16 protein-coding genes are annotated in these 23,380 nt (G+C 64.4%); 10 read left to right on the forward strand and 6 right to left on the reverse strand.

Annotation, left to right across the window (positions count from 1 at the left end; all coding sequences use genetic code 11):
- Window positions 1–7 precede the first annotated feature (7 nt).
- Together IWX64_RS02960 and secA are read left to right on the forward strand one after the other, a co-directional pair.
- Window positions 8–1,219, forward strand: a complete 1,212-nt coding sequence (locus tag IWX64_RS02960) for a winged helix-turn-helix domain-containing protein (RefSeq protein WP_196865680.1) — start codon at window positions 8–10, stop codon at window positions 1,217–1,219.
- Window positions 1,220–1,314: 95 nt separating this feature from the next.
- On the forward strand, window positions 1,315–4,050 hold the full coding sequence (gene secA, locus IWX64_RS02965) for a preprotein translocase subunit SecA (RefSeq protein WP_196865681.1): 2,736 nt from the start codon (window positions 1,315–1,317) through the stop codon (window positions 4,048–4,050).
- 1 nt (window position 4,051) lies between these two features.
- Here the strand turns inward: secA and IWX64_RS02970 are convergent, their stop codons facing one another.
- Together IWX64_RS02970 and IWX64_RS02975 are read right to left on the reverse strand one after the other, a co-directional pair.
- Window positions 4,052–4,531 (reverse strand): Rv3235 family protein, encoded by a 480-nt coding sequence (locus IWX64_RS02970; RefSeq protein WP_334683133.1) that lies wholly within the window; start codon window positions 4,529–4,531, stop codon window positions 4,052–4,054.
- Between the two features lie 13 nt (window positions 4,532–4,544).
- The gene (locus tag IWX64_RS02975) at window positions 4,545–5,279 is read right to left on the reverse strand and encodes a LysM peptidoglycan-binding domain-containing protein (protein WP_196865682.1); all 735 of its coding nucleotides are present in this window, start codon (window positions 5,277–5,279) and stop codon (window positions 4,545–4,547) included.
- Window positions 5,280–5,482: 203 nt separating this feature from the next.
- On the opposite strand from IWX64_RS02975, the gene IWX64_RS02980 reads away from it, so the two are divergent.
- The gene (locus tag IWX64_RS02980) at window positions 5,483–6,034 is read left to right on the forward strand and encodes a hypothetical protein (protein WP_196865683.1); all 552 of its coding nucleotides are present in this window, start codon (window positions 5,483–5,485) and stop codon (window positions 6,032–6,034) included.
- A gap of 24 nt (window positions 6,035–6,058) precedes the next feature.
- Here IWX64_RS02980 and IWX64_RS02985 read toward each other — a convergent pair whose 3' ends face one another.
- The gene (locus tag IWX64_RS02985; protein WP_196865684.1) at window positions 6,059–6,298 is read right to left on the reverse strand and encodes a helix-turn-helix domain-containing protein; all 240 of its coding nucleotides are present in this window, start codon (window positions 6,296–6,298) and stop codon (window positions 6,059–6,061) included.
- Window positions 6,299–6,527: 229 nt separating this feature from the next.
- On the opposite strand from IWX64_RS02985, the gene IWX64_RS02990 reads away from it, so the two are divergent.
- Genes IWX64_RS02990 through IWX64_RS03005 form a run of 4 tightly spaced genes read left to right on the forward strand, consistent with a single transcriptional unit; the run spans window position 6,528 to window position 14,894 of the window.
- Window positions 6,528–7,181: a hypothetical protein gene (locus IWX64_RS02990; protein ID WP_196865685.1), complete on the forward strand. Its 654-nt coding sequence runs from the start codon at window positions 6,528–6,530 to the stop codon at window positions 7,179–7,181.
- Window positions 7,178–8,539 carry an AAA family ATPase gene (locus IWX64_RS02995; RefSeq protein ID WP_196865686.1) on the forward strand — a complete coding sequence of 454 codons (1,362 nt, stop codon included), beginning with the start codon at window positions 7,178–7,180 and terminating at the stop codon, window positions 8,537–8,539. Before IWX64_RS02990 ends, IWX64_RS02995 begins: the two co-directional genes overlap by 4 nt.
- 22 nt (window positions 8,540–8,561) lie before the next feature.
- Entirely contained in the window at window positions 8,562–13,406 is a 4,845-nt protein-coding gene (locus tag IWX64_RS03000; protein ID WP_196865687.1) for an NAD-glutamate dehydrogenase, read from the forward strand.
- Between the two features lie 12 nt (window positions 13,407–13,418).
- Window positions 13,419–14,894 (forward strand): sensor histidine kinase, encoded by a 1,476-nt coding sequence (locus IWX64_RS03005; RefSeq protein ID WP_196865688.1) that lies wholly within the window; start codon window positions 13,419–13,421, stop codon window positions 14,892–14,894.
- A gap of 89 nt (window positions 14,895–14,983) precedes the next feature.
- Here IWX64_RS03005 and IWX64_RS03010 read toward each other — a convergent pair whose 3' ends face one another.
- Window positions 14,984–15,232: a WhiB family transcriptional regulator gene (locus IWX64_RS03010; RefSeq protein ID WP_019483052.1), complete on the reverse strand. Its 249-nt coding sequence runs from the start codon at window positions 15,230–15,232 to the stop codon at window positions 14,984–14,986.
- 287 nt (window positions 15,233–15,519) lie between these two features.
- Window positions 15,520–16,383 (reverse strand): glucose-1-phosphate thymidylyltransferase RfbA, encoded by an 864-nt coding sequence (rfbA, locus tag IWX64_RS03015; RefSeq protein WP_196865689.1) that lies wholly within the window; start codon window positions 16,381–16,383, stop codon window positions 15,520–15,522.
- An 80-nt stretch (window positions 16,384–16,463) separates the two neighbouring features.
- Between rfbA and rfbB the strand changes: the two genes are divergently transcribed.
- Genes rfbB through IWX64_RS03030 form a run of 3 tightly spaced genes read left to right on the forward strand, consistent with a single transcriptional unit; the run spans window position 16,464 to window position 19,316 of the window.
- Window positions 16,464–17,462 carry a dTDP-glucose 4,6-dehydratase gene (gene rfbB / locus IWX64_RS03020; protein WP_196865690.1) on the forward strand — a complete coding sequence of 333 codons (999 nt, stop codon included), beginning with the start codon at window positions 16,464–16,466 and terminating at the stop codon, window positions 17,460–17,462.
- Window positions 17,459–18,853 carry a dTDP-4-dehydrorhamnose reductase gene (rfbD, locus tag IWX64_RS03025; RefSeq protein WP_196865691.1) on the forward strand — a complete coding sequence of 465 codons (1,395 nt, stop codon included), beginning with the start codon at window positions 17,459–17,461 and terminating at the stop codon, window positions 18,851–18,853. The genes rfbB and rfbD overlap by 4 nt, the downstream gene beginning before the upstream one ends.
- A 37-nt stretch (window positions 18,854–18,890) precedes the next feature.
- Window positions 18,891–19,316 carry a hypothetical protein gene (locus IWX64_RS03030; RefSeq protein WP_196865692.1) on the forward strand — a complete coding sequence of 142 codons (426 nt, stop codon included), beginning with the start codon at window positions 18,891–18,893 and terminating at the stop codon, window positions 19,314–19,316.
- Window positions 19,317–19,336: 20 nt separating this feature from the next.
- Here IWX64_RS03030 and IWX64_RS03035 read toward each other — a convergent pair whose 3' ends face one another.
- Window positions 19,337–23,323, reverse strand: coding sequence for an FtsK/SpoIIIE domain-containing protein (locus tag IWX64_RS03035; protein WP_196865693.1), 3,987 nt, complete (start codon window positions 23,321–23,323; stop codon window positions 19,337–19,339).
- Between the last annotated feature and the right edge of the window lie 57 nt (window positions 23,324–23,380).

Genomic DNA, 23,380 nt, shown 5'->3' on the forward strand with positions numbered 1-23,380 from the left:
TCAGGGTATGACCAGTGTTCTCACCCAGTCGCAGGCCCGGCGCATAGCACTCGGCGCCCAGGGACTGGCTAACGTAAGGCCCACCGGCCCCGCTACGGCGCGGCAGGTGGGCCTTACCTTTGACCGCCTGCAGTTGCTCCAGATCGATTCTGTCAATGTGCTCGCCCGCAGCCACTATCTTCCGCATTTCTCCCGGCTGGGCAACTATGACCGCGACCAGCTGGACCGCCTGGCTGGCAAACATCCCCGTCGGATGGTCGAGTACTGGGCACACGAAGCCAGTTTCATTCGCCCCGAACTATTCCCCTATCTGCGGCCGCTCCAGGAGCGGCGTTGGGTGGGGGCGAGCTCAGTGCCTGAGGGGCTCAGGGAATCCCTGCGGGAGCGGATCCTTGAGGTGCTCGCCGTCAGTCGCCCCCTTACCGCCGGGCAGCTACAGCTAAGGCTTGGTCACGAAGAGATCCGCAGCGCTGACCAGTGGGGGTGGAACTGGAATTCGGTGAAGCGGGTGCTGGAGGACATGTTCGAGCGGGGGCAGGTATCCTCGGCCGGGCGAACCCCGTCCTTTGAACGCCGTTACGGGCTTTCGTCACGGGTGTTGCCGGATCCACAGGCGGCGGTGATGGAGGTGGATCCCGCCGAGGCTCAGCTGGTGCTCATCGAGCGTGCGGCCCGCGCCCAGGGGGTGGGGACGCTGAGGTGCTTGGCCGACTATTTCCGCCTGCCGCTGACGGCGAGCGAGACGGCGGTCGAGACGCTGGTTGCCCGCGGGACACTCAGCCGGGTCACGATTTCGGGGTGGGGTAAACCAGCTTTCCGCCATGTCGGATCGGTGCTCCCACGAAGAGCCGAGGGAAGGGCGCTGCTCAGCCCCTTTGATTCGATGGTCTTCGAACGACGCCGGTTGTCGGCACTGTTCGGGTTCGACTACCGCCTGGAGATCTACACCCCTGCTGAAAAACGGCGGTACGGCTACTATGTGCTGCCGTTTCTGCTGCGGGAGACGATGGCCGCGCGGATCGATCTGAAGGCCGACCGGGCGACCGGGCGGCTCCTGGTGCGTGGGAGCCACGCCGAGCCCGATGCGCCGTCGGACACCGCTGCGGAACTAGCGGCCGAACTGAGGCTGATGGCAGCATGGCTGGGGTTGCATGAGGTGGTGGTTGAACAGAACGGGAACATCGCGGCGGCCCTGAAGCTGGCAGTTTGCCACGAATAGCGGGCCGGGCGGGTACCGACTCGACAGGACAAGTCGTCTCTCCCGTAGACTGAACACGCCAGATTTCGGCGCACCTAGATTGGGAGCAAATACCAGTGCCATCACTTCTTGAACGAGTCCTCCGCACCGGCGATAAGAAGACACTGAAGAAACTCCGGAACTATGCTGACGCCATCAACGTCCTGGAGGACGAGTTCCGCGAGATGAGCGACGACGACCTCAGGGGCGAGGCCGACAAGCTGAAGCAGCGTTTCGCCGATGGTGAGACCCTCGACGATCTGCTACCCGAGGCTTTCGCGGCCGTCAGGGAGGCCTCCAGCCGCACCCTGAAGCTGCGGCAGTTCGACGTCCAGTTGATGGGCGGCGCCAACCTGCACCTGGGCAACATCTCCGAAATGAAGACCGGCGAGGGCAAGACCCTGGTGGCGGTGGCCCCCGCGTTCCTCAACGCGCTTTCGGGCAAAGGAGTCCACATTGTCACCACGAACGACTATCTGGCGGAGTACCAGTCGGAGCTGATGGGACGGGTGTTCCGGTTCCTGGGCATGACCTGCGGCTGCATTCTGTCCAAGCAGGATCCGGCAACCCGCCGCGAGCAGTACAACTCCGACGTCACCTACGGCACCAACAACGAGTTCGGGTTCGACTATCTTCGCGACAACATGGCGTGGAGTGCTTCCGAACTGGTGCAGCGCGGCCACAACTTTGCGATCGTTGACGAGGTTGACTCCATCCTGATCGACGAGGCACGCACCCCGCTGATCATCTCCGGTCAGGCCTCCGGCGACGTCAACCGGTGGTACACGGAGTTCTCCAAGGTGGTCAGAAAATTGGAGAAGGACACCGACTACGAGGTCGACGAGAAAAAGCGCACGGTTGGCGTCCTGGAGGACGGCATCGAAAAGGTTGAGGACTACCTCGGAATCCAGAACCTCTACGAATCAGCCAACACCCCCCTGATCGGCTTCCTGAACAACGCGATCAAGGCCAAGGAGCTGTTCAAGAAGGACAAGGATTACGTGGTCCTCAATGGTGAGGTCATGATTGTCGACGAGCACACCGGCCGTATCCTGGCTGGCCGCCGCTACAACGAAGGCATGCACCAGGCCATCGAGGCCAAGGAGGGTGTGGAGATCAAGGCCGAGAACCAGACCCTCGCGACCGTGACCCTGCAGAACTACTTCCGCCTCTACGAAAAGCTCTCCGGCATGACCGGTACGGCCGAAACCGAGGCCGCCGAGTTCATGGCCACCTACAAGCTCGGCGTGGTTCCCATCCCCACCAACCGTCCCATGGTGCGCGCCGACCTGTCCGATCTTATCTACAAGAATGAAATTGCCAAGTTCGACGCCGTCGTGAAGGACATTGTTGAACGGCACGAGAGCGGGCAGCCGGTTTTGGTTGGTACCACCAGCGTGGAGAAGAGCGAGTACCTCTCGAAGCAGCTGGCGAAGGCCGGCATCCGCCACGAGGTGCTGAATGCCAAGAACCACTCCCGCGAGGCAGCCATCGTCGCCCAGGCTGGGAGGAAGGGCGCCGTCACCGTCGCCACCAACATGGCCGGTCGTGGCACCGACATTATGCTCGGCGGCAACGCCGAGTTCAACGCGATCGCGGAACTGGAAAAGCGGGGCCTGAGCCCTGTCGACAGCCCCGAGGACTATGAAGACCAGTGGCCTTCAGCGCTGGATGCCGCCAGGAACGCGGTTGAGTCCGAACACAACGAGGTCCGCGATCTTGGCGGCCTCTATGTGCTGGGCACCGAACGGCACGAGTCACGACGAATTGATAACCAGCTCCGCGGGCGTTCCGGCCGCCAGGGGGATCCGGGACGGTCGCGCTTCTACCTTTCCCTGACGGACGACCTGATGCGCCTGTTCAACTCCGGGGCAGCTGAACGCATCATGAACAGCTCCACCATGCCCGACGACGTGGCACTGGAATCGAAGCTGGTGTCCAAGGCGATTGAAAGCGCACAGGGCCAGGTGGAGGGCCGCAACGCCGAACAGCGCAAGAACGTCCTGAAGTACGACGATGTGCTGAACCGTCAGCGCGAGGCGATCTACGGAGACCGGCGTCGTATCCTCGAGGGTGGTGACCTGCACGAAAAGGTGGCCTTCTTCCTCGAAGACGTGGTGACGGCAATGGTTGACGAAGCCACCGCCCAGGGCCACGGCGATGATTGGGACTACGAGCAGCTCTGGACCAACCTTCGAACCCTGTACCCGATCAGTCTCACGATCGACGAGGTCCTGGACGAGGCCGGCGGCCCGTCGAAGGTGACCCGCGACTTCCTGCACGCCGAAATTCTCTCCGACGCGAAGCTCGCCTACCAGACCCGTGAGGAAGCGCTCGGCGAGCAGACCATGCGCGAACTTGAGCGTCGGGTGGTGCTCTCAGTGATCGGCCGCAAATGGCAGGAACACCTGTACGAGATGGACTACCTCAAGGAAGGGATCGGGCTGCGGGCCATGGCCCAGCGCGACCCGCTGGTCGAGTACCAGCGTGAAGGGTTCATCCTGTTCCAGGCGATGATGGAAGCCATCCGCGAGGAAAGCATCGGTTTCCTCTTCAACCTTGAGGTCGAAGTGGGCGCTCCTGCGCCCACCGGTCTCCCCGGGGTTACCGATGGGCGTGGCCTCGTCCAGGCACCGACCATCAAGGCCGCGGGCCTCGATGCTCCCGAGAAGCCGGCAACCCTGAACTTCTCCGCCCCGAATGCGCAGGGCGAGGTGGAAACCCGCGTGGAGCGGAACTCTTCAGCCAAGGCCGAGTCCAACGGAACGACTCGGGCTGAAATCAGGGCGGCAGCCAAGCGCAGGAAGAAGTAGCTCACCCGATTTCCAGCGCAGTCACCTTCCAGTGCCCGCGTCGACGCTCCAACCGAAGGGCGACGGCGCGGGCTCTGTGGTTCTCGTAGGTTACGGCGGCAGCCTCGTAGACGTAGGAACTGACGCGACAGGTGCGAACCGTGCGAACCGACACGTTGCGGTGCAGGAGTTGATCGGGGTGACCGCTGGCCGCTGCGGCCCGGTTGAGGGTCCGCACCAGGTTGGCGCGGAGCTGGAGACGCTCGTAGCTGGGCGGATCCAGCCAGTCGGCAAGCTGCTGCAGGGGGCGGGAACCGCCCAGGACCTCGAGCGCTGCCTGCACCACCGAGCGGGCAATCCGCTGCACCTGCGCTGCCGCAGCAACCTCCTCGGGTGTTGCCTGGGGTGCGGAACCCGCGGGTAGCGGGCTGCCTCGATCAGCGGCGGTCGCGATGGATCCGGCGCTGCGGGGGCGGGAGAGTTGGGCCTGGACGGTCATCATAATCCTTCGGTTGCTACCGGGGCTCCTGTGGCACTTGTAGGAGCTGCCCTGGCAGGAGCAGATCAGGGTTGTCGCCGATCACCTGACGGTTCTCGTGATGCCATCGCGGCCACGCCTGTGCTATCTCGACGTCGGTGGCGAAGGGCCCGAGCTGGCGGGCCGCGATCGTCCACAGCGAGTCCCCGGGTCCCACCTCGATGACAACCGGCACCGGACGGCTTGATGGGGCAGGGGACCGGCGCAGCTCCCCACGCAGCAGGGGCCCGTTTTCCACCGGTCCGGGACGTGGTTTCCACTGAGGTTCGATTGCCGGGAGGTCGGCCGCGGAGGTGGCCATCTGGTCCCGGGCCAGCACCATCGGGCTGGAGGCGTCGGGGCCAGCGGTGATGGGAAGGGCGAAGGCTGGTGCGGAACCGCCTACCACCAGCTGTAACCCCAGCACGGCTGACGCGAGTCGCTTCATAAACTGCGGCGAGAGGGCTCCTGTCACGAGGGCAGCCCGCTCAAGCCCGCCGCGGCGGAGGCCTTCACTGAGCAGGGCAAGCGCGAGGGCCGCCGCCCACCACCCGACCAGAACCATGCCTGCCGTCGACGCCGCTATCCCCAGCAATCCTTCCAACCGCTGGTAGCTAGTGAACCGGCTGGCGTTGCCGCGGATTGCCTCCCCTGACAGGTAAAGCCCCAGGGCGAGGAAAGCGATCATGATTACCGGGATGATGTCCCGTCGGTACGTCTTCACTGTGTCCATCTCGACTCCTCAAAGGGTGTCCAGTCCATGAAGGTTCAGACGTTTCTTGCGTTCGCCTGGTCCATTCTTCTGATCTGATCTCAGAAGAATGTAAACGTTTGATGCAGTTTGAGTTTGTTTAATGAGATCTAGGTAATTTGTACACCCTGATCGTCTAGCTGTCTATCCTTGACCGTGCTTTTGTTGTCCCCTAGGCTGACCGGGTGCGATGGGATGCGCTGTTTCTTGACCTGGAATCGCAGTTCGCCGCGGCCGACCTGATCGCCGTCGAAAACGAGATCGCCGAGCGGACACGCCGGGAGCAGGCGTCCGTCCCCCTGATGGGGCGACTCCGCGGACAAACAGGATCAGTGGTGCGGATACGCACCCGGTGTGGCACCGTCTTTGGCGGTGAAGTGCATCATGTCGGAGCGGAGTGGGTGGTCCTCGGGACCGGATCCGGCCCAGCAATGATCCCCGCGGCAGCCATCGGATCGGTGGAAGGGCTGGGACGGCACACGGCTCCCGAGCGCTCAGCCGTGACGGCCCGGCTGGGGCTGGGTTCCGTTTTCAGGGCATTTGCGAGGGACCGGACGTCGCTGACCATTCAACTGGCGGCGGACGGCACCCGCATCAATGGGACCATTGACCGGGTGGGACGGGATTTCTTTGAACTCGCGTCGGTGCCGTCGGGGGAGCTGCGGCGTGCAGACAGCGTTGCGTCAGTGGTGCTGATCCCCTTCAGTAGCGTCGAGGCGGTATTGTCGCGCTCATGACCGGGCATCACCGATTCGGGTGGGCTACCGGGGGCTACCGTCGCGTACAGGTCCCGCCGCGCCGTCCCTGACAGCGGCCGCCGACCTCTCGTACGCCCGGGCAATGAATTCTTCCAGGACCTGGGACTCCACCCGCCACTGGCCCCTTCCGCCAATCTGAATGGCCGGTAGGTCGCCGGAGCGGACCAGCGCATAGGTTTGCGACGACGAGATATTCAGCACCTCGCCCACATCGGCGAGCGTCAGGAATCGCTTCTCAGCCACGATTGACCGCCTTTCGTTCCGTCTGTCAGGGAACCGCTACGCCTGACGAACCATTTGACTCCAATCTTGCCATCACGCGGAACGGTTTACGGGGATTATCCACAGTTTGGAATCAGTTGGCTCGGGAGGATGTATTTTGACTCGGCAGTGCACGAGAATTGCAGGGCACGTCAAAACTAGTCGCGGCTGGAGAATGGGCGGCCGGAAACTGTAGGAGGCCGTGTAGAGCATGGTGACAACTATTCCGGATCGCGATGAGTCCCCGGTCCGGCTCAGGAAACCGTCGTGGCGGGACCCGCGCCTTCTCGTCGGATTGCTGCTGGTCCTTGCCTCGGTTGCAGCGGTGACAGCATTGGTCGGAAACGCTGACCGCACCACCGATGTCTATGTCGTCCGAACCGAGATACCCGTCGGTGGGCCAGTCACCGCCAAGGACCTGTCGGTGGTCGCCGTCCGGCTGGGCGAACTCGAACCTGCCTATCTCCGCGTGGACGAGCGGATCCCGGAGGCAGCGGTCGCAATGGGCGTGCTGCGGGAGGGGGAGTTGGTGGCCCGTGCAGCCTTGGGGCGTGCCGATGATCTGGACCGCAAACCCATTGGGCTCACCATCGACGACCCGCTGCCGGCCGGCACGGTGACGGGTTCCCGGGTCGATGTGTGGGTTGCGTTCGAAGGCGCGGGCGGTACCGTCGAGCCTCCAACGCAGCTGCTCGAGGCAGCTGAAATATCGGAGCTCACCGTGTCCGAGTCGGCGCTCGGCGGGGGCAACGGATCGACCCTGGTCCATATATTGGTCGCCGAAGATGCTCTCCCGGATCTCCTGAATGCTCTCCTCAATGAGGCGCGGATCGCACTGGTCCTCAACCCGTCCGGTGCACCATGAGCATCCCGGTGGTGACCTGCGGGCTGACCGCCCGCGAGTGTGTCACCGGTTTGGAGCAGCTTCGGGGTCCTGTCACCGTCGTGCGGTGGTGCGCGGATCTGCCCGAGGTGATCGCGGTATGCCAGACGGGCCTGGCCCGCGCCGTGATCCTGTCCACCGACGCCGGTGAGCTGACAGCTTCACTGATCGAACGGCTCCGGAACGCCGAGGTGGCGGTGGTGGTCCTGGCGACGGACGAGGGTGACCGGCACCGTCTCGACGCGCTCGGGGTCGCCCACACGAGGGCCGACGTTGGCGCGGCGGCCCTCGCCACGATGGTGGAAGCCGCAGTCCAGCTGGCAGCGGAGGGGCCCGCTCCCGGCGCCGGTAGTGTTTCCTATGCTGATCCCGCCCTTGCCCTGGAGCGGGCAGTGCCCGGACCAGGGCCCGGTGGCAACGAGTCGGCACCTGCCCAGGTGGGGGAGGTGATGGCGGTTTGGGGTCCCGCCGGGTCCCCGGGGCGGACCACCGTCGCGGTTAATCTGGCAGCCGAGCTCGCGGCGGGTGGGCGGGCGGTACTGCTCATCGATGCCGATACCTATGGAGCGAGCGTCGCGGCGTCCCTGGGATTGCTCGACGAATCGGCAGGTCTCGCGCAGGCCTGCCGGTTGGCAGACCAGGGATCATTGGACCTGACGGGACTCAACCGGGCCATCACCCGCCTAGCTGTGAGAGGGGCACACCTCGGCGTCCTGACCGGAATCACCCGCGCCGACCGCTGGACCGAGTTGCGGCCGGCGGCGCTGACCAGAGTGCTCGAACTGGCGCGGTCGATCGCCGATGTGACAATAATCGACTGCGGATTCTGTCTGGAAACCGACGAGGAACTGAGCTTCGACACGGTCGCACCGCGCCGGAATGCGGCCACGCTGTGCTGCCTCAGTGAAGCGGACACCGTTCTTGCGGTGGGCGCGGCGGACGCCGTCGGCCTACCGAGGTTGATTCGTGCGCTGGCTGACCTCGAAGGGTCGGTGCCCACCGCGAAACCACGGGTGGTCCTGAACAAGGTGCGGGCTGCAGCGGTCGGCCGTGGCCCTGAACGGCAACTCCGGGAGGCGTGGGACCGATTCGGTCCGTCGCAGTCGGTGGATGCGTTCCTGCCGGCGGACTTCCCCGCCGTCGATTCCGCGCTGTTGGGAGGGTCGGTGCTGCTCGAATCAGCGCCCCGTTCACCCCTTCGTACCGCGATCGCCGGGCTGGCAGGTGTACCGATTGAACAACTGCGGCGCAGCCGCGTTGGAGTAGGCCACAACGAAGTGAAGTTTTCCCTCAACGGCGTTAGGCTCTTGGGTAAGGGGCCGCAAAGGAGCGGCCTTTAATTTCGTTTATGGAGGCGTTTTCATGTCGTCTGGATCCAGCATCACGGACCAGTCAAGTTCTGACACTTCTACCGGAGAGTTCATCGATCACTACTATGAACATCTCGCCGAGGAGGACGCCAAGGCACATACAGCTGAAGCGCTCAAGGAGCGCGCCCTCCGGCACCGCGGATTGGCCGAGAACCGCCCGTCGGGTGAAGCCGCTGTAGACATTTTCGACCAGTCGGACGCCAGCGTCGTCATGATCGTCACGGACGATATGCCCTTCCTGGTCGACTCGGTCACCGCCGAACTGGTCCGCCATCAGGTAGCGATCCGGCTCGTCATGCACCCCACCTTCATCGCCACCCGCGACCGCCAGGACGCCACGCTGCGCCGGCTGCAGCGTGTGCCATCCACGGCCGGCGTCTCCAGCGGTGACACCGCCGCGCTGCCAAATGTCTCCCACCTGATTGCCGACGGCGACGTCGCCGCGCACATCGAGTCGTGGATCGCCGTCGAAGTGGGGCGCATCCTCGATGATGATCGTCGCCAGCAAATCATCTCAGGCCTGCTCAGTGTCCTCAGGGATGTGCGCGCCGCCGTCGAGGACTGGCCAGCCATGCGAGGCAAGGTCCGCGAGATCGCCGCCTCCCTGGACACCGTGCCGGGCGGGGAGGACATTCCCGACCTTGACCAGGCGAAGGAGCTGCTCACCTGGCTTGATGGTGGAAACTTCACCTTCCTGGGCTTCAAGGAATACGATCTGGTCACCGACGACGACGGCCAGGACGTCCTTCGGATCGCTGAGGGAGACGGGCTGGGGCTGTTGCGGCATCCCGTGGGTGGGCGACGGATCCAACAGCTGACCAGCGCAGGAAAAGCCAAGGCCCGCGAGAAGCGGGCCCTGGTGATCACCAAGGCGAACTCGCGGTCCACTGTGCACCGTGCCGCCTACCTCGACTACATCGGCGTGAAACGCTTCGATGCGCAGGGCAACGTGAACGGCGAACGCCGCTTCATCGGCCTGTTCGCGACCAGCGCGTACACCGGTTCGGTGCGCGGGGTTCCCATCGTGCGCGACAAGGTGGACGCCGTCCTGCGGCAGTGCGGATTCCCGCGGGACTCCCATTCCGGCAAGGACCTGCTCTCCATTCTGGAAACCTACCCCCGCGATGAGCTGTTCCAGATCGAGGTGCAGGGCCTCATCAGCACGGCAATGGGGATATTGCGACTGCAGGAGCGGCGCCGGACGCGTCTGTTCCTGCGCCCCGACATTTACGGGCGTTTCATGTCCGCGCTCGTGTTTTTGCCCCGCGACCGCTACACCACGGGTGTGCGGCTGAGGATCGAACAAGAGCTGCGCCAGACGTTCAAGGCGGAGTCCATCGACTACGAGGCGCGGATCAGCGAGTCCGCCCTCGCGCGCCTGTTCTTCCGGATCAGGCTCCCGCGCGGTGCCGAGGTGGCCCAGGTCGAACCAGCTGAGCTGGAACAGCGCCTCGTCGGAGCGGCCCGGTCATGGTCCGAGGGGATCGATGAAGTGGTGCGCGGCCGGTTTGACCGGCGGACCGCCGAGGAAGTGTCAGGGCTGTGGGCCGAAGCCTTCCCAGCGAGCTACCGCGTGGACTACGAGGTCGAGGACGCGCTCAAGGACATCGAACGGTTTGAACGCTGCGACGCGAACTCGCCCGCCGCGCCGGTCATGCACGTCTATGTCCCTGAGGGTGCCGGGGAGAACCTGGAGGAGGACGCACGGCTGAAGCTCTACCTCACGGAGCCGAAAAGCCTGAGCCAGATCCTCCCGTTCCTGCACAACCTCGGATTGGAAGTGCTCGACGAACGGCCGTTCGAGATCGAGCGCTCCGACGGTCGGGAGTTTTTCCTGTACGACCTGGGCCTGAAATATCCGGCCGGCATCGATCCGCTGAGCACGGGGCGTCTGCTTGAGCAATCCTTCGCCGCGGCTGTGGCTGGGTCCTCGGAATCCGATCCCTTTGACCGGTTGGTGCTGAAGGAGAACCTGCGCTGGCGCCAGGTCGTGATCCTGCGCAGCTACGCGAAGTACATGCGGCAGATGGGCAACACCAATTCGTACGGTTTCGTCGCCGATACGCTTCTCGCCAACGGGGCAGTAGCCCGCGCCCTGGTGACCCTGTTCGAGGCGAGGTTCGACCCGGACCTTGACGCCGAGGACCGGACCGCCACCACTGAGAGCGCACGCGAAGCCGTCGAGGCGGGACTCGAGCAGGTCCCTACCCTTGACGCCGACAAGGTACTGCGCACCTTCGATAACCTGATCGACGCAACCCTCAGAACAAACTATTTCCAGGACAAGCGCCATGTGAGCTTCAAGCTCGACACGTCCGCTATCGACGGAGCACCCTACCCGCGGCCGAAGTTCGAGATCTGGGTCTACTCGCCGCAGGTGGAAGGTGTCCACCTGCGCTTCGGCAAGGTTGCCCGCGGCGGCCTGCGCTGGTCGGACCGCAGGGAAGATTTCCGGACCGAAGTACTCGGACTGGTCAAAGCCCAGACGGTGAAGAACGCGGTGATTGTTCCAACCGGCGCGAAGGGTGGTTTCTTCGCAAAGCAACTCCCCAACCCTGCTGTCGACCGTGCAGCGTGGATGGAAGAAGGCAAGTCCAGCTATCGCACCTTCATCAGGGCGCTGTTGGACATCACCGATAATCTGGTGACCGGCGAGGACGGCGAGACGGTGGTTCCGCCGCCCCGCGTGGTCCGGCATGACAATGACGACAGCTACCTGGTGGTCGCAGCTGACAAGGGCACCGCCGCGTTCTCTGACATCGCCAACGAACTGTCGGCCGAGTATGGCTTCTGGCTGGGCGACGCGTTCGCCTCCGGCGGCTCGGTGGGATACGACCACAAGGCGATGGGCATTACCGCCCGTGGGGCCTGGGAATCCGTGAAACGGCACTTCAGCGAGTTCGGTATCGACACGCAGTCCGAAGAGTTCACGGTCGTGGGCGTCGGCGACATGAGTGGCGACGTGTTCGGCAACGGCATGCTCCTTTCCGAGCACATCAGGCTCGTGGCCGCTTTCGACCACCGCCACATCTTCCTCGATCCGGCCCCCGATGCTGCGGTTTCCTTCGCCGAGAGGTCGAGGCTGTTCGACCTGCCGCGATCAAGCTGGGAAGACTACGACGAATCGCTGATCAGCGCCGGTGGCGGCATCTACCCACGCCATTCGAAGACGGTCCCCATCTCGGACCAGGTGCGTTCAGTCCTGGGTCTCGACGAGTCGATCACCACCCTGAGTCCGCCCGAACTCCTTCGTGCCATCCTCTCGGCTCCGGTAGATCTGCTGTACAACGGCGGCATCGGAACCTATGTGAAGGCATCGAGTGAAACCCACGCCGTGGTGGGGGATAAGGCCAACGATGCCATCCGGGTGAACGGCGACCAGCTGCGCGCCCGCGTGGTGGGCGAGGGTGGGAACCTGGGGATGACCCAACTGGGCCGGATCGAGGCGGCGCTGCACGGCGTCGTCCTGAACACTGACGCGATCGACAATTCGGCCGGTGTCGACTGCTCTGACCATGAGGTCAACATCAAGATCTTCGTGGACCGCCTGGTGAGAACCGGAGCCCTCCCGGCAGGGGAGCGCGCCGAATTTCTGCACTCGATGACCGATGAGGTGGGCCGACTCGTCCTGAAGGACAACGTCGACCAGAACGTTCTGCTCCTCAACGACCGGCAGCGGGTCGTGGAATGGAGCCCGAGCTTCGAGAGGTTGATGGATTGGCTTGAGACGAACGCCGATCTGAACCGCGAACTGGAGGCATTGCCCACCACCGAGGTGCTCAGGGCCCGGGTGGAATCGGGTCAGGGCCTCACCTCGCCTGAGCTGTCGGTTCTTGCGGCGTACGTCAAGATCGAGTTGACCAAGGCCCTGACCAGCAGCGATCTGACCGACGATCCCTGGTTCGGCAGGACCCTGCGCGAGTACTTCCCGAAGCAGCTGGCGGAGCGTTTCGGTAGCCAGCTGGACACCCATCCGCTGCGTCGGGAGATCATCTCGACGGTGATCGCCAACGACATGATCAACATGGGAGGGATCACCTTCGCCTTCCGGGTGATGGAGGAAACATCGGTGTCCGGCCCGGTGATCGCACGGGCATTTGTCGCGCTCCGGGAAATCTATGATCTTGATGTTCTCGTGAACGCGCTCGGTGAGCTCCCCCCCAGTTTCCCCACCGACCGTTGGTCGGCGGTCCACCTCGACATGCGGCGCCTGTTGGACCGGGCTGTTCGCTGGTTCGTGAACAACGTGGGCCAGGGAACCTCGGTGGCCGAGGACATCGAGTTGTTCAAGCCGCTGATGGATCCGCTGCGCACGCATCTGGTGGACTACGTCCGGGGCAGTGACAGGGAACGGGTTGAACGGTGGTTTTCCCGGGCCGAGGAGTGGGGACTGCCGGACGACATCGCGCGCCACTGGGCGGAGCAGTTTGAATCCTTCGGGTTGCTGGATATCGCTTTGATCGCCCAGCAGATAGACGAGCCCGTGGACCGGATCGCCCAGGTCTACTACGCGGTCTACGACAGGTTCGCGGTCGACAATCTGCTGGAGCGGATCACCACCCTTCCGCGGATGGACCGGTGGCAGGCGCTCGCCAGGGCCGCTCTGCGGGATGACCTCTACTCCACCATCGCCGACATGACGGTTTCAGTGATGAAGGCGTCCTCGTCCTCGGAGCATGCCGAAGCCGGGGAGCGACTCGACACCTGGGAGCAGCAAAACGCTGAGATGCTGGAGCGCGCGCGGCACATGTTCGTCGAGGTCAACCAGCTGGAACGTGATGACATGGCATCCCTGTCGGTGGCGCTGCGGCTGCTCCGGTCGATCGTGCGACGGTAGGCGGGGGCGTCAGTGGCAATCTTCACCGATCCGATCCGCGAGTACGCTCATTTCGGTCCGGGAGATGCGGAGTGGCTGCATCTGCTGGTGGGGGACTGGCAGATGGTCGCGGACCTCGCGTTCGCCGACCTTGCTCTCTGGTTCCCTCTGGACGACGGAGGATATGTCGCCCTGGCCCACGTTCGTCCGTCGACGTCCCACACCGTTTTCCACACCGACTTTGTCGGCGAGCGGATCCGTGCTGACCTTTTGCCGCTTGTCGACAAGGCCTGGCAGAGCCAGCAGATGGAACGGTCAGGCGACACCAACTGGACCACTGAAATGGCCATGCGGGTCGAGGCCGTCCCGATGGTGCGGAACGGGCGAACCCTCGCCGTCGTCACCTCCCACATGGATCTGTCCAGCTCACGGATGCCGTCCAGGCTGGAGTTGACCTACCGGCAATGCGCCCACGACCTGCTGAGGATGGGCACCCTCGGGTTGTGGCCCGACTTCGCGACCCCGACGGGCTCGCGCCGCGGAGCGCCACGCGTCGGTGACGGGTTGATCCGGCTGGATGTGGAGGGTGTCATCCAGTATGCGAGCCCCAACGGTGTGTCGGCGTTCAGGAGGCTCGGTGATGCTGAAACGCTCGAAGGAAGGTCCCTGGCGGAGGTCGCCACGTCACTTCTCACCGACCGTCGACTGGTCGATGAGACGCTCCCGCTGGTGGTGACCGGCAGGATGCCCTGGCGGACCGAAATCGAATCCCGTGGCGTCAGCCTGTCACTGCGTGCCATCCCGCTCCGGGACGAAAAGGACCGGTTCGGTGCGCTGGTGCTCTGCCGGGATGTGTCTGAGCTCCGCCGCAGGGAAATGGAGCTGGTGTCCAAGGACGCGACCATCCGCGAAATCCATCACCGGGTGAAGAACAACCTCCAGACCGTTGCGGCCCTCTTACGGATGCAGTCGCGCCGGATGGTGAGCGATGAAGGCAAGCAGGGTCTTGAACAGGCCATGCGGCGGGTGGGGACAATTGCGCTGGTCCACGAGACCCTGTCCCAGGGGCTCTCTCAGAGTGTCGATTTCGACGAGCTCATCGCCCGCCAATTCCGGCTGTCGGCCGAGGTCGCGTCGCCTGCCCACGAGGTGCGCACCGAGCGTGCCGGCTCTTTTGGTAAGCTGCCCAGTGACTTTGCCACGCCGTTGGCACTGGTGATTAACGAACTGGTGACAAACGCGGTGGAGCATGGGCTGTCGGAGCGAACGGGCACAGTGTGGTTGCTGGCAAATCGGCGGAAGAGCGCCAACGGCGACGAGATCCTCAATGTGACGGTCGCGGACGACGGCGTTGGGCTGCCCAACGGAGCCCACAAGGAGGGCCTGGGTCTCCAGATCGTCAGGACACTGGTGATGAGCGAGCTGGACGGCACTATCACGTGGGAGCCCCGAGAGGGCGGCGGCACTGCTGTGACCATCGAGCTGGGCCTGCACGACAACCGCACATAACAGCGGACCGCCACCGAAAGGGTGGCGGTCCGCTGTTTCCTGCAAGACTAATTGGTCCGTCAGGGACCAGGAAGCGTCGCTGGGCTCCGCTAGGAGGCCCGGCGTGCGCGGGCTGCCCGGCGCTTGAGCGCCCGACGCTCGTCCTCGCTCAATCCACCCCAGACCCCTGCGTCCTGGCCGGATTCGATTGCCCACTGAAGGCAGGTGTCAACTACCTGGCAGCGGCGACAGACGCTCTTGGCTTCCTCAATTTGAAGAAGGGCAGGCCCAGTGTTTCCGACCGGGAAGAACAGTTCCGGGTCCTTGTCCAGGCATGCAGCGCGGCTACGCCAATCCATGTATGATCACTTTCTCCTTCGGCCATTCGAGATTGTGAAAACATTCACGAACGGCCACATAGTAAAGGGGCCCGTTTGGCCCCCGATTTCTTCTTCCTCAAGGCTGTCAGGTTAAATTCAGCCAAACAAGAGGTTGGAAGCGCTTAATTGTGCAATGTGGTGAGTTATGCATCACAACCGTTGTCATTACGGGCATCGCAAGTGCCACGTGAACACCAATCGACTATGTCGGCTGGTTACTTCCGTGTCAAGACCCCTCCCGTCGAGTGACGGAGCAATCGAGGTCCTCAGCCGTCCAGGAGATTAAGCAGATACTGGCCGTACCCGCTCTTCAGGTACGGTGTCGCGCAATCCTTTAGCTGGTCATCGGTGAGAAAGCCCTGCCGCCAGGCCGTCTCTTCAGGGCAACCGATGGACAGTCCCTGACGCTTCTGCACGGTGCGGATGAAGTCGGACGCGTCGGTCAGAGAGTCGAATGTTCCGGTATCCAACCATGCGGTACCGCGGGGGAGAATCTCGACATGCAACTTGCCCCGGGAGAGGTACTCCATGTTCACATCGGTGATCTCCAGTTCGCCCCGGGGCGACGGTCGCAGTGAACCAGCGATGTCCAGTACCGAGTTGTCATAGAAGTAGAGCCCGGGAACCGCATAGTTACTCTTGGGGTGATCAGGCTTTTCTTCGAGCGACACCGCCCGCTTCTCGTCATCAAATTCGATGACACCATATGCCGAAGGGTTAGCCACCCAGTACCCGAACACCGCTCCGCCGTCGATCCCACTGAACCGCTGGAGTTGGGTGCCCATCCCGGGTCCGTAAAAAATGTTGTCCCCGAGCACCAGCGCCACCGACTCGGAACCCACATGGTCAGCGCCGAGAATGAACGCTTGGGCGAGTCCCTCAGGCCGCGGCTGCTGCACGTAGGTCAGGGAAATGCCAAACCTTGAGCCGTCTCCGAGCAGGTTTTTGAAGTGCTCGGCATCGTGCGGAGTCGTCACCACCAGAATGTCCCTGATCCCCGCAAGGATCAGGGTGGACAAAGGGTAATAGATCATCGGCTTGTCGTACACGGGCACCAACTGCTTGCTGACCCCCAGAGTGATGGGGTGAAGCCGAGATCCCGTGCCGCCTGCCAGAATTATTCCCTTCATGGTCGTTATGCTATCCGGAGCAGGCCCCGGTAATCGGCGACACCTAGGAATTCGGCGCGGCTTGCGGATACATTGTCGGTATGCGCAGATCATTGGTGACCGGGGGCGCCGGTTTTATTGGGTCAAATTTCGTCCGCCATTTACTCGCGGTCACTGACGACTCGGTCACCGTGCTGGACAAGCTGACCTACGCGGGGAGCCGGTCCTCGCTGGAGGGCCTGGATCCGGACCGGGTGTCGGTGGTCACCGGGGATATTGCTGACGCCGTCCTTGTAGACCGGTTGTTCAGCGGACATGACCTGGTGGTCCATTTCGCAGCCGAAACCCACAACGACAATTCGCTTCGCGACCCGGGACCATTCCTGCACAGCAACATCGTCGGAACCTACACCCTCCTGGAAGCGGCCCGGAAGCATGGGATCCGCTTCCACCACGTGTCCACCGACGAGGTATACGGGGACCTGGAACTGGACGATCCAGCCCGGTTCACCGAGCTGACGCCCTACAACCCGTCGAGCCCGTATTCGTCAACGAAAGCTGCGTCTGACCACTTGGTACGGGCCTGGGTCAGATCATTTGGCGTACGTGCCACCATCAGCAACTGCTCCAACAACTACGGACCCTTCCAGCATGTCGAAAAGTTCATTCCCCGCCAGATCACCAATGTGCTCCAGGGTCAGCGCCCCCGACTCTACGGGGACGGCCTGAACGTGAGGGACTGGATCCACACCGAAGATCACTCGTCGGCGGTCCTCGCCGTGATCGATCGGGGAACGATCGGGGAAACCTATCTGATTGGTGCCGACGGGGAGCGCAGCAATATCGAGGTGGTGCGGACACTGCTCCGACTCATGGGCGAACCCGAAACCGCGTTCGATTTGGTGCGGGATCGGGTTGGGCACGACCGTCGGTACGCGATTAATTCCTCACGCCTCAGATCAGAACTGGGGTGGACTCCACGGTTCGTTGATTTCGAGGCAGGTCTCACTCACACCATCGAGTGGTACCGGGATCACAGCCCCTGGTGGGAACCCGGCAAGGAGGCAGTGGAAGCGCTCTACGGGGCCACCGGTCAATGAGCGAGCTGTCGCTGGTGGAGACCCCCATTCCCGGCCTGATGCTCATCACCCTGCCCGTCCACGGCGATGGCCGCGGCTGGTTCAAGGAAAACTGGCAGCGGGAGAAAATGGTGGCCCTTGGCCTGCCCGACTTCGGGCCCGTGCAGAACAACATCTCCTATAACGCGACCGCGGGAACCACCAGGGGTATCCACGCCGAGCCATGGGACAAATTCGTCACAGTCGCCACCGGTCGGGTCTTTGGGGCGTGGGTCGACCTGCGGGAGGGGCCAGGGTTCGGCACCGTCTTTACCACCGAGATCGACGAGGCAGTGGCGATTTTTGTCCCCCGCGGGGTTGGCAACGCATTCCAGACCCTCGAAAAGGACACGGTGTACAACTACCTGGTGAACGATCACTGGAGTCCGGACGCTGTGGACCAGTATGTCCTGGTCAATCTGGCCGACGAGAAACTGGATATACAGTGGCCACTCCCGCTGGGGCAGGCAGAGGTGTCGGCGAAGGACCGCGACCATCCACGGCTAACGGCTGTACGACCCGTCCCGCCCCGCACCACCCTCGTTTTGGGTGCTGACGGGCAGCTCGGCCGCGCGCTGCGTGTGATGCTGCCTGATGCCGAGTTTTCCACCCGACGGGACTTCGACCTTGCAGACGAAGCGTCTTACGACCGCGACTGGAGCCGCTATTCGGCCATCATCAATGCCGCTGCCTACACGGATGTCGACGGCGCCGAGACCACCGACGGGCGGCGCCGTGCCTGGGCCATTAACGCCGTCGCTCCTGCGAGGCTGGCGCAGATCGCCGCAGCGCACCGGATAACCCTCGTCCATGTGTCGACTGACTACGTCTTCGATGGTGTAGAGAATTCTTATCTGGACGACGCGCCACCCAGCCCGCTCGGGGTGTACGGCCAGTCCAAGGCGGCCGGGGACCTGGCAGTTTGCACGGCCGCGCCTCAGCACTACCTTGTGCGCACCAGCTGGGTCATTGGAGAGGGCCGGAACTTCGTCAGGACGATGGCCGCGTTGGCAGCCAGGGGGGTGTCACCAACCGTGGTCAACGACCAGATCGGGCGGCCCACCTTCGCCGGTGACCTGGCGGCGGCGATCCTTCACCTCATCGACTCCCCCGCAGCGTTTGGCACCTACAACATGTCCAACGCGGGGACGCCTCTTAGCTGGGCAGATCTGGCACGCGTTGTGTATCAGCGGGCCGGAGCCGATCCAGGCCAAGTGGTCGACGTCACGGCCAAGGAGTATTTCCTCAACCAGGACGCGGCGCCCCGCCCCGCTAAAAGTGTCCTTGACCTGACTAAGCTGGAAGCCTCCGGGTTCCAACCGCGGGACTGGGCGGACGCCCTGGCCGGGTACCCGGTGCGGGCGACCGACTAAACGATAGAGATGACCTACATGCCGCAGGATTGCACCGATGAGTGAGACGGCAAGCCAGTCGGCTCCGCAGGCCCGTCCGGCCGGGGTCATTGTCATTGCCGTGATCCTTGTGCTGGAGGCGCTGAGCTTGCTGACCGCCGCGGGGTGGTACCTCTACGGTCTCCTCACCAGTACGCCCACGTCGCTGGGCGGTGCCATCTTCACCCTGGTGTTCCTGGTGGTGCTGGCACTGTGGCTGCTGCTGGTGAGCTATCACCTGGTGAAGGGATACCGCTGGACCCGGTCTGCTGCGCTGGTCTTCCAGTTGTTCGTGATCGTCATCGCCGTGCCCACCCTCTCCGCCGGAATCATCCCGGTGGGTCTGGCTCTGCTGGTCCCGGCGGCAGCCGTCCTGCTGGTGCTGTTTACCAAGCCGGTGCTCGCCTACACCTCGCGGACCGGAGACAACCCAAAGGTCCTCTAGGGTCCAAAGCCACGACCGGTTTACCCTCGTCCGCCATTCTCACTCGGCCTGCGCGGCGCAGGGAGGGCAACCTGCACCTCCCGCACCTCTCCGCCGTCGAACAGGAACCCTCGACCGGGCCACGGCCTGGCATCACAATCCAGGCGCACACCGAAGAAATCGCCGTCGGACGCCTGACGTGGTCCGAGGATCACCCCGGTCCGGCCGGACCGGGCCTGCGTAGCGAGCGGGACCTTCGCAAGAATCGTGGCACCGTCAGTTACCGCCAGGATCAGGCGGTACCCCTGCGCGAAGAGCTGACCGAGGTGACGTTGGGTCTCTTGCGGCAGTTGGTCTGCATCATCGACGAGGAGCAGCGACTCTTCCGGTGGAACGCCCGTGCTGGCCAGGAGTTGTGTCTGCCCGGACCAGAAATCCACCGGATCCTCCCCGGGCGCGGGGCGCGCACAGCTGGTCGTCGACGCGGCGGCGATCTGCTCGATCAGGGTCGAGCGTCCGGAACCTGGAGCACCAATGATCAGGAAGACCATGCGCCGCGTCAGCGTGATGAAGACGACGTCGGCGTCGTCCCCGCCAACTCCGATCGGTACCCGACCGCAGTCGCCCGTAGCGGTGGTGAGCCGCGGATCGGTCCCGTGGATGGCCGTCGGCAGCGGTACCACCCGAAACGGGGCTTTGGCTGGTGTCACCTGAGCCACGCCACGGGCGCTTGACGTTTCACGCCGCCCGAGGATCACCTGGGCCAGGGCTCCCTCGGGGGTGGCGATGGGCCCCTGCACCAGGCACCGACCCGGCACGGGCTCGGTCGCTGGCAGCTTCGGCCACGAAAGGATGGACTCCTGGGTGGCGCCCAGCGGAAAGTACAGTCGATTGGGCAGGAGGGGAAAGAACCGACCCGTGACAACCTCACGGCCACCAGATATCACCAGGGTGATGCCAGCCAGCTGGCCGTCACGAGCGAGATCCTGGATCAGTTCTTCGGCCCAGGGCCAGCGACTGGCCCTCAGTTCTCCTACCCAGCGACCCCACCCCGACACGACCACCGTCAGCGCCGGGCCAGGATCCGGGTCCTGCCCCCGGCCCGGTGCCGCTGCTCCATCGCCCGACAGCCGCTCAGCGAGCAGGTCGGCGAGCCTGCGGACGACACGGGCAGCCCGGCGTGGTTCCTGGGCGCCCACATAGGCGCCCACTTGCGGGGCCGACGCCGCCCAGCTGAGGGTTCCGTCGCCATCAAGGATGTACAGGTGACGGTCGGGAAGGTATTCCAGCAGGCCGGCCACCACCTGAACGAGCGTGGCAGCGGTGCCGGCGACGGGCTGACCAATCAATGCCAGATGCGAATCGATGCCGGGGGCCCACAGCAGCGTTCGCTGGGTTTGTGCTTCGGGGAGGTCAAGGAGGCCCAGCACCACCGCACCCTCAGGAGCCGGGGCCATCGCCGATGCGGTGATGACGGTGGGGAGCCCCGGCAGGACCGGATAATGCAGGGACCCGTATCTGAAATCCTCGGCAGCGGAGGCTATCGCGGCGACCGGCCCTGCCGGTCCCCGTCGATCCTTGAGCCGCGGCCCGGCCATCGGCGACGCCGGGCGGCGGAAGGACATGTTCCACTCGATGACACCAGTCGATGATTCTTCGGTGTTCGGGACTGTTGATGCGGCCTGGAACAGCCTGGCCGGGCCCATCCCCAGCCGCAGCAGGGCACGCCCCGGTGTGTTGACAGGGATGACCGCGGCGGCCGAGGACCCGACAATGTCCTGTGATTCGAGGGCCGAACTGACCCGGAGCGCGATGCTCGCGCTTACATTGGCCCGGATGTCCGGGCCGAGGGCGCCCTGTGGCCGCTGGGTGGACATCACCAGGTGAACCCCGAGTGATCTGCCCACCGTGGCGAGGCGCACCAGCTCGCCAGCTGCGCCCGGCACATCCTCCATCAGCATCCTGAACTCGTCGATCACCACCACAAGACGGGGTAGCGGTGCACGATGAGCGGCGGGCCAATCGGCGATGTCGGTGACCAGATGGCTGGCAAAGAGCTGTTCGCGTCGTCGAAGCTCCGCCAGCAACGACACCAGGGCGCGGGAGACCGACGCAGCCGAGAGGTCGGTCAGCAGGCCGACCGCGTGAGGCAGGGCGGCCAGGGGCCTCAGTCCGGCGCCACCCTTGAAATCGATCAGAAGAAAGTTGACCTCTGCTGGGCTGTGATGGAGGGCGACGGACAGAATCAGGGTCCGGAGCAACTCAGATTTCCCTGAACCGGTGGTGCCGGCGATCACCAAATGAGGCCCATCGGACACCAGGTCAAACAACTGGACGCCTTCGGCACTCCGACCGATTGCCGCGGTAAGCCCGGGCAGCGGCCGCGACCAGGCCCGGAGTACCTGATCGGGGGTGGAAGGCGCAATCCGGTCAAGGCTGATCCGGGGTGGCAGCACGAGCGGGTCGTCACACGACGGCTTTCCCTCGTCCTCGCAGGCAGGCAATGTCCGGCCGCCGAGAGCGCGAGCCAGCCGTCCAAAGGAGATGCTGCTCACCAGATCAGGGTGGAAGCTGATGGTTCGCACGCCCCTCAGTTCTGCCCCGCCGCGGCCCAGAGTGACTGTTTCTCCCACAGTCCCGGAACCGTGGGACAGCTCGCCGGGCGAACACCCGAAGCGGAAAATCCCGGCCGCCTCTGGCACGTGATCGGCTGCGGCGGACCCGAACAGCAAGACGGGCACCCGCCCTGAGGTCCGCGCAAGGTCCGCCAGTTCGGATGGGCAAGCCAGAATCACACCAGGCAGGAAACGGGCATCCGCGGGTAGATCGGCGGGCGTTCCCACACAGATCGCGGTGCCCGGCCGGTGGCTGAGCTGGAGGAGCAGCGATTGCGCCATTCCGAGCAGGTCCCGCCTGGAGCCGGAGAAGCAGACCTCCGGCGGCCCGGTGGGGTTGGTGCCGACGGTGAGTTCGATCATCACCGGCACGTCGTCCAACAGCGGGCAGGTCCAGGCCGCGTCAGCCGGTTTCACCACGAGGTGCGCAGGCTGGGCCGCCAGCCCGAGCCGCACATATACCGGGACCGATGGTGGTCCGCCGGGTCCGCCCGGTCCGCCCGGTCCGCCCGGTCCGGCTGAGTCGGTGGACGCAGGCGAGTACGCTGCCGCCGCCAGCGTCCCGATGTCATCAGTTGCCGCCAGTCGTCGTTGTCGGTCCTCCGCAGACGCATCGGCCAGGGCTGCTGTGAAAGCCCTGCGCGCTCGCCGGCCGGTCACCAGCGGCACCAGAGCGGCGGTGACGGAGAGCACGCTGAATCCGAGGAAGACCCACATCCCGGTGGCCAGGGCGAGGACGATTCCGAGGACCAGGGGCAGGACCGCCGAACCCAGTAGGACCGGATGGGACGGGCGGGGCGCCGCTGACTGCACTTCCAACGGATCCCGCACGGCGGGAATCCGGTGGTTGAGTGCAACCTGGTCGAGCAGCACCAGACGGCAGCCGCTGTCACCGAACCGGAGATCCGAAGCGACCGAGATCGTGGCCTCCGCAACCCGGGCACCGTCAACCCAGGTGCCGTTGGCCGAGGCAACATCGTGAAGGGTGACGCGGTTCGTCTCGACGGTCAGGAGGGCGTGGCGCCGCGACACCGCAGGATCCTCCAACACGATATGGGAATTTTGGCGGCCGATCGTGTACGTGCCGCGGCGCAGCCCGATCAGCTGGCCGGCGTCCGGCCCTGTGCTGACCACCAGCACCAGATTCGGCAGCCGTCCGCGCCGGGTTCGCGCTGACGGCCCACCCCCGGCCACGATCACCGCCCCGTTCACCAGCGGCGCAAGGCCAAGGGTCAGCGACTCCAGCGGCTGGCCAGCCACAGCGTAGGCGGCGCTGGTGTGATGTTCGGCCAGCAGCGCCCTCAGGGCAAGGACCGAGTCGACAATTGAGGTATCAACCACCAGTTCCACGACGGTGCCCGGAGCGGGTCGGGCCACGCCCGGGGCGCCGACGAGCGAGAGGTGCAGCAGCATCGGGCCGCCTTGGGACGGGGACGGGTGGTGCGATCGACGCTATCGGGAGGAGGGGCA

The sequence above is a fragment of the Arthrobacter sp. CAN_A212 genome (genome assembly GCF_015752345.1).
In the GTDB taxonomy this organism is placed as follows: Bacteria; Actinomycetota; Actinomycetes; order Actinomycetales; family Micrococcaceae; genus Arthrobacter_D.

Bases quoted from the DNA above. Each gene is read 5' to 3' on its own strand.
- rfbB (WP_196865690.1), top strand. From the start codon at position 16,464: ATGCGCAGATCATTGGTGACCGGGGGCGCCGGTTTTATTGGGTCAAAT.
- IWX64_RS02970 (WP_334683133.1), bottom strand. From the start codon at position 4,531: ATGATGACCGTCCAGGCCCAACTCTCCCGCCCCCGCAGCGCCGGATCC.
- IWX64_RS02975 (WP_196865682.1), bottom strand. From the start codon at position 5,279: ATGGACACAGTGAAGACGTACCGACGGGACATCATCCCGGTAATCATG.
- IWX64_RS02995 (WP_196865686.1), top strand. From the start codon at position 7,178: ATGAGCATCCCGGTGGTGACCTGCGGGCTGACCGCCCGCGAGTGTGTC.
- IWX64_RS03035 (WP_196865693.1), bottom strand. From the start codon at position 23,323: ATGCTGCTGCACCTCTCGCTCGTCGGCGCCCCGGGCGTGGCCCGACCC.
- IWX64_RS03010 (WP_019483052.1), bottom strand. From the start codon at position 15,232: ATGGATTGGCGTAGCCGCGCTGCATGCCTGGACAAGGACCCGGAACTG.
- IWX64_RS02990 (WP_196865685.1), top strand. From the start codon at position 6,528: ATGGTGACAACTATTCCGGATCGCGATGAGTCCCCGGTCCGGCTCAGG.
- IWX64_RS03030 (WP_196865692.1), top strand. From the start codon at position 18,891: ATGAGTGAGACGGCAAGCCAGTCGGCTCCGCAGGCCCGTCCGGCCGGG.
- IWX64_RS03000 (WP_196865687.1), top strand. From the start codon at position 8,562: ATGTCGTCTGGATCCAGCATCACGGACCAGTCAAGTTCTGACACTTCT.
- rfbA (WP_196865689.1), bottom strand. From the start codon at position 16,383: ATGAAGGGAATAATTCTGGCAGGCGGCACGGGATCTCGGCTTCACCCC.
- IWX64_RS02960 (WP_196865680.1), top strand. From the start codon at position 8: ATGACCAGTGTTCTCACCCAGTCGCAGGCCCGGCGCATAGCACTCGGC.
- rfbD (WP_196865691.1), top strand. From the start codon at position 17,459: ATGAGCGAGCTGTCGCTGGTGGAGACCCCCATTCCCGGCCTGATGCTC.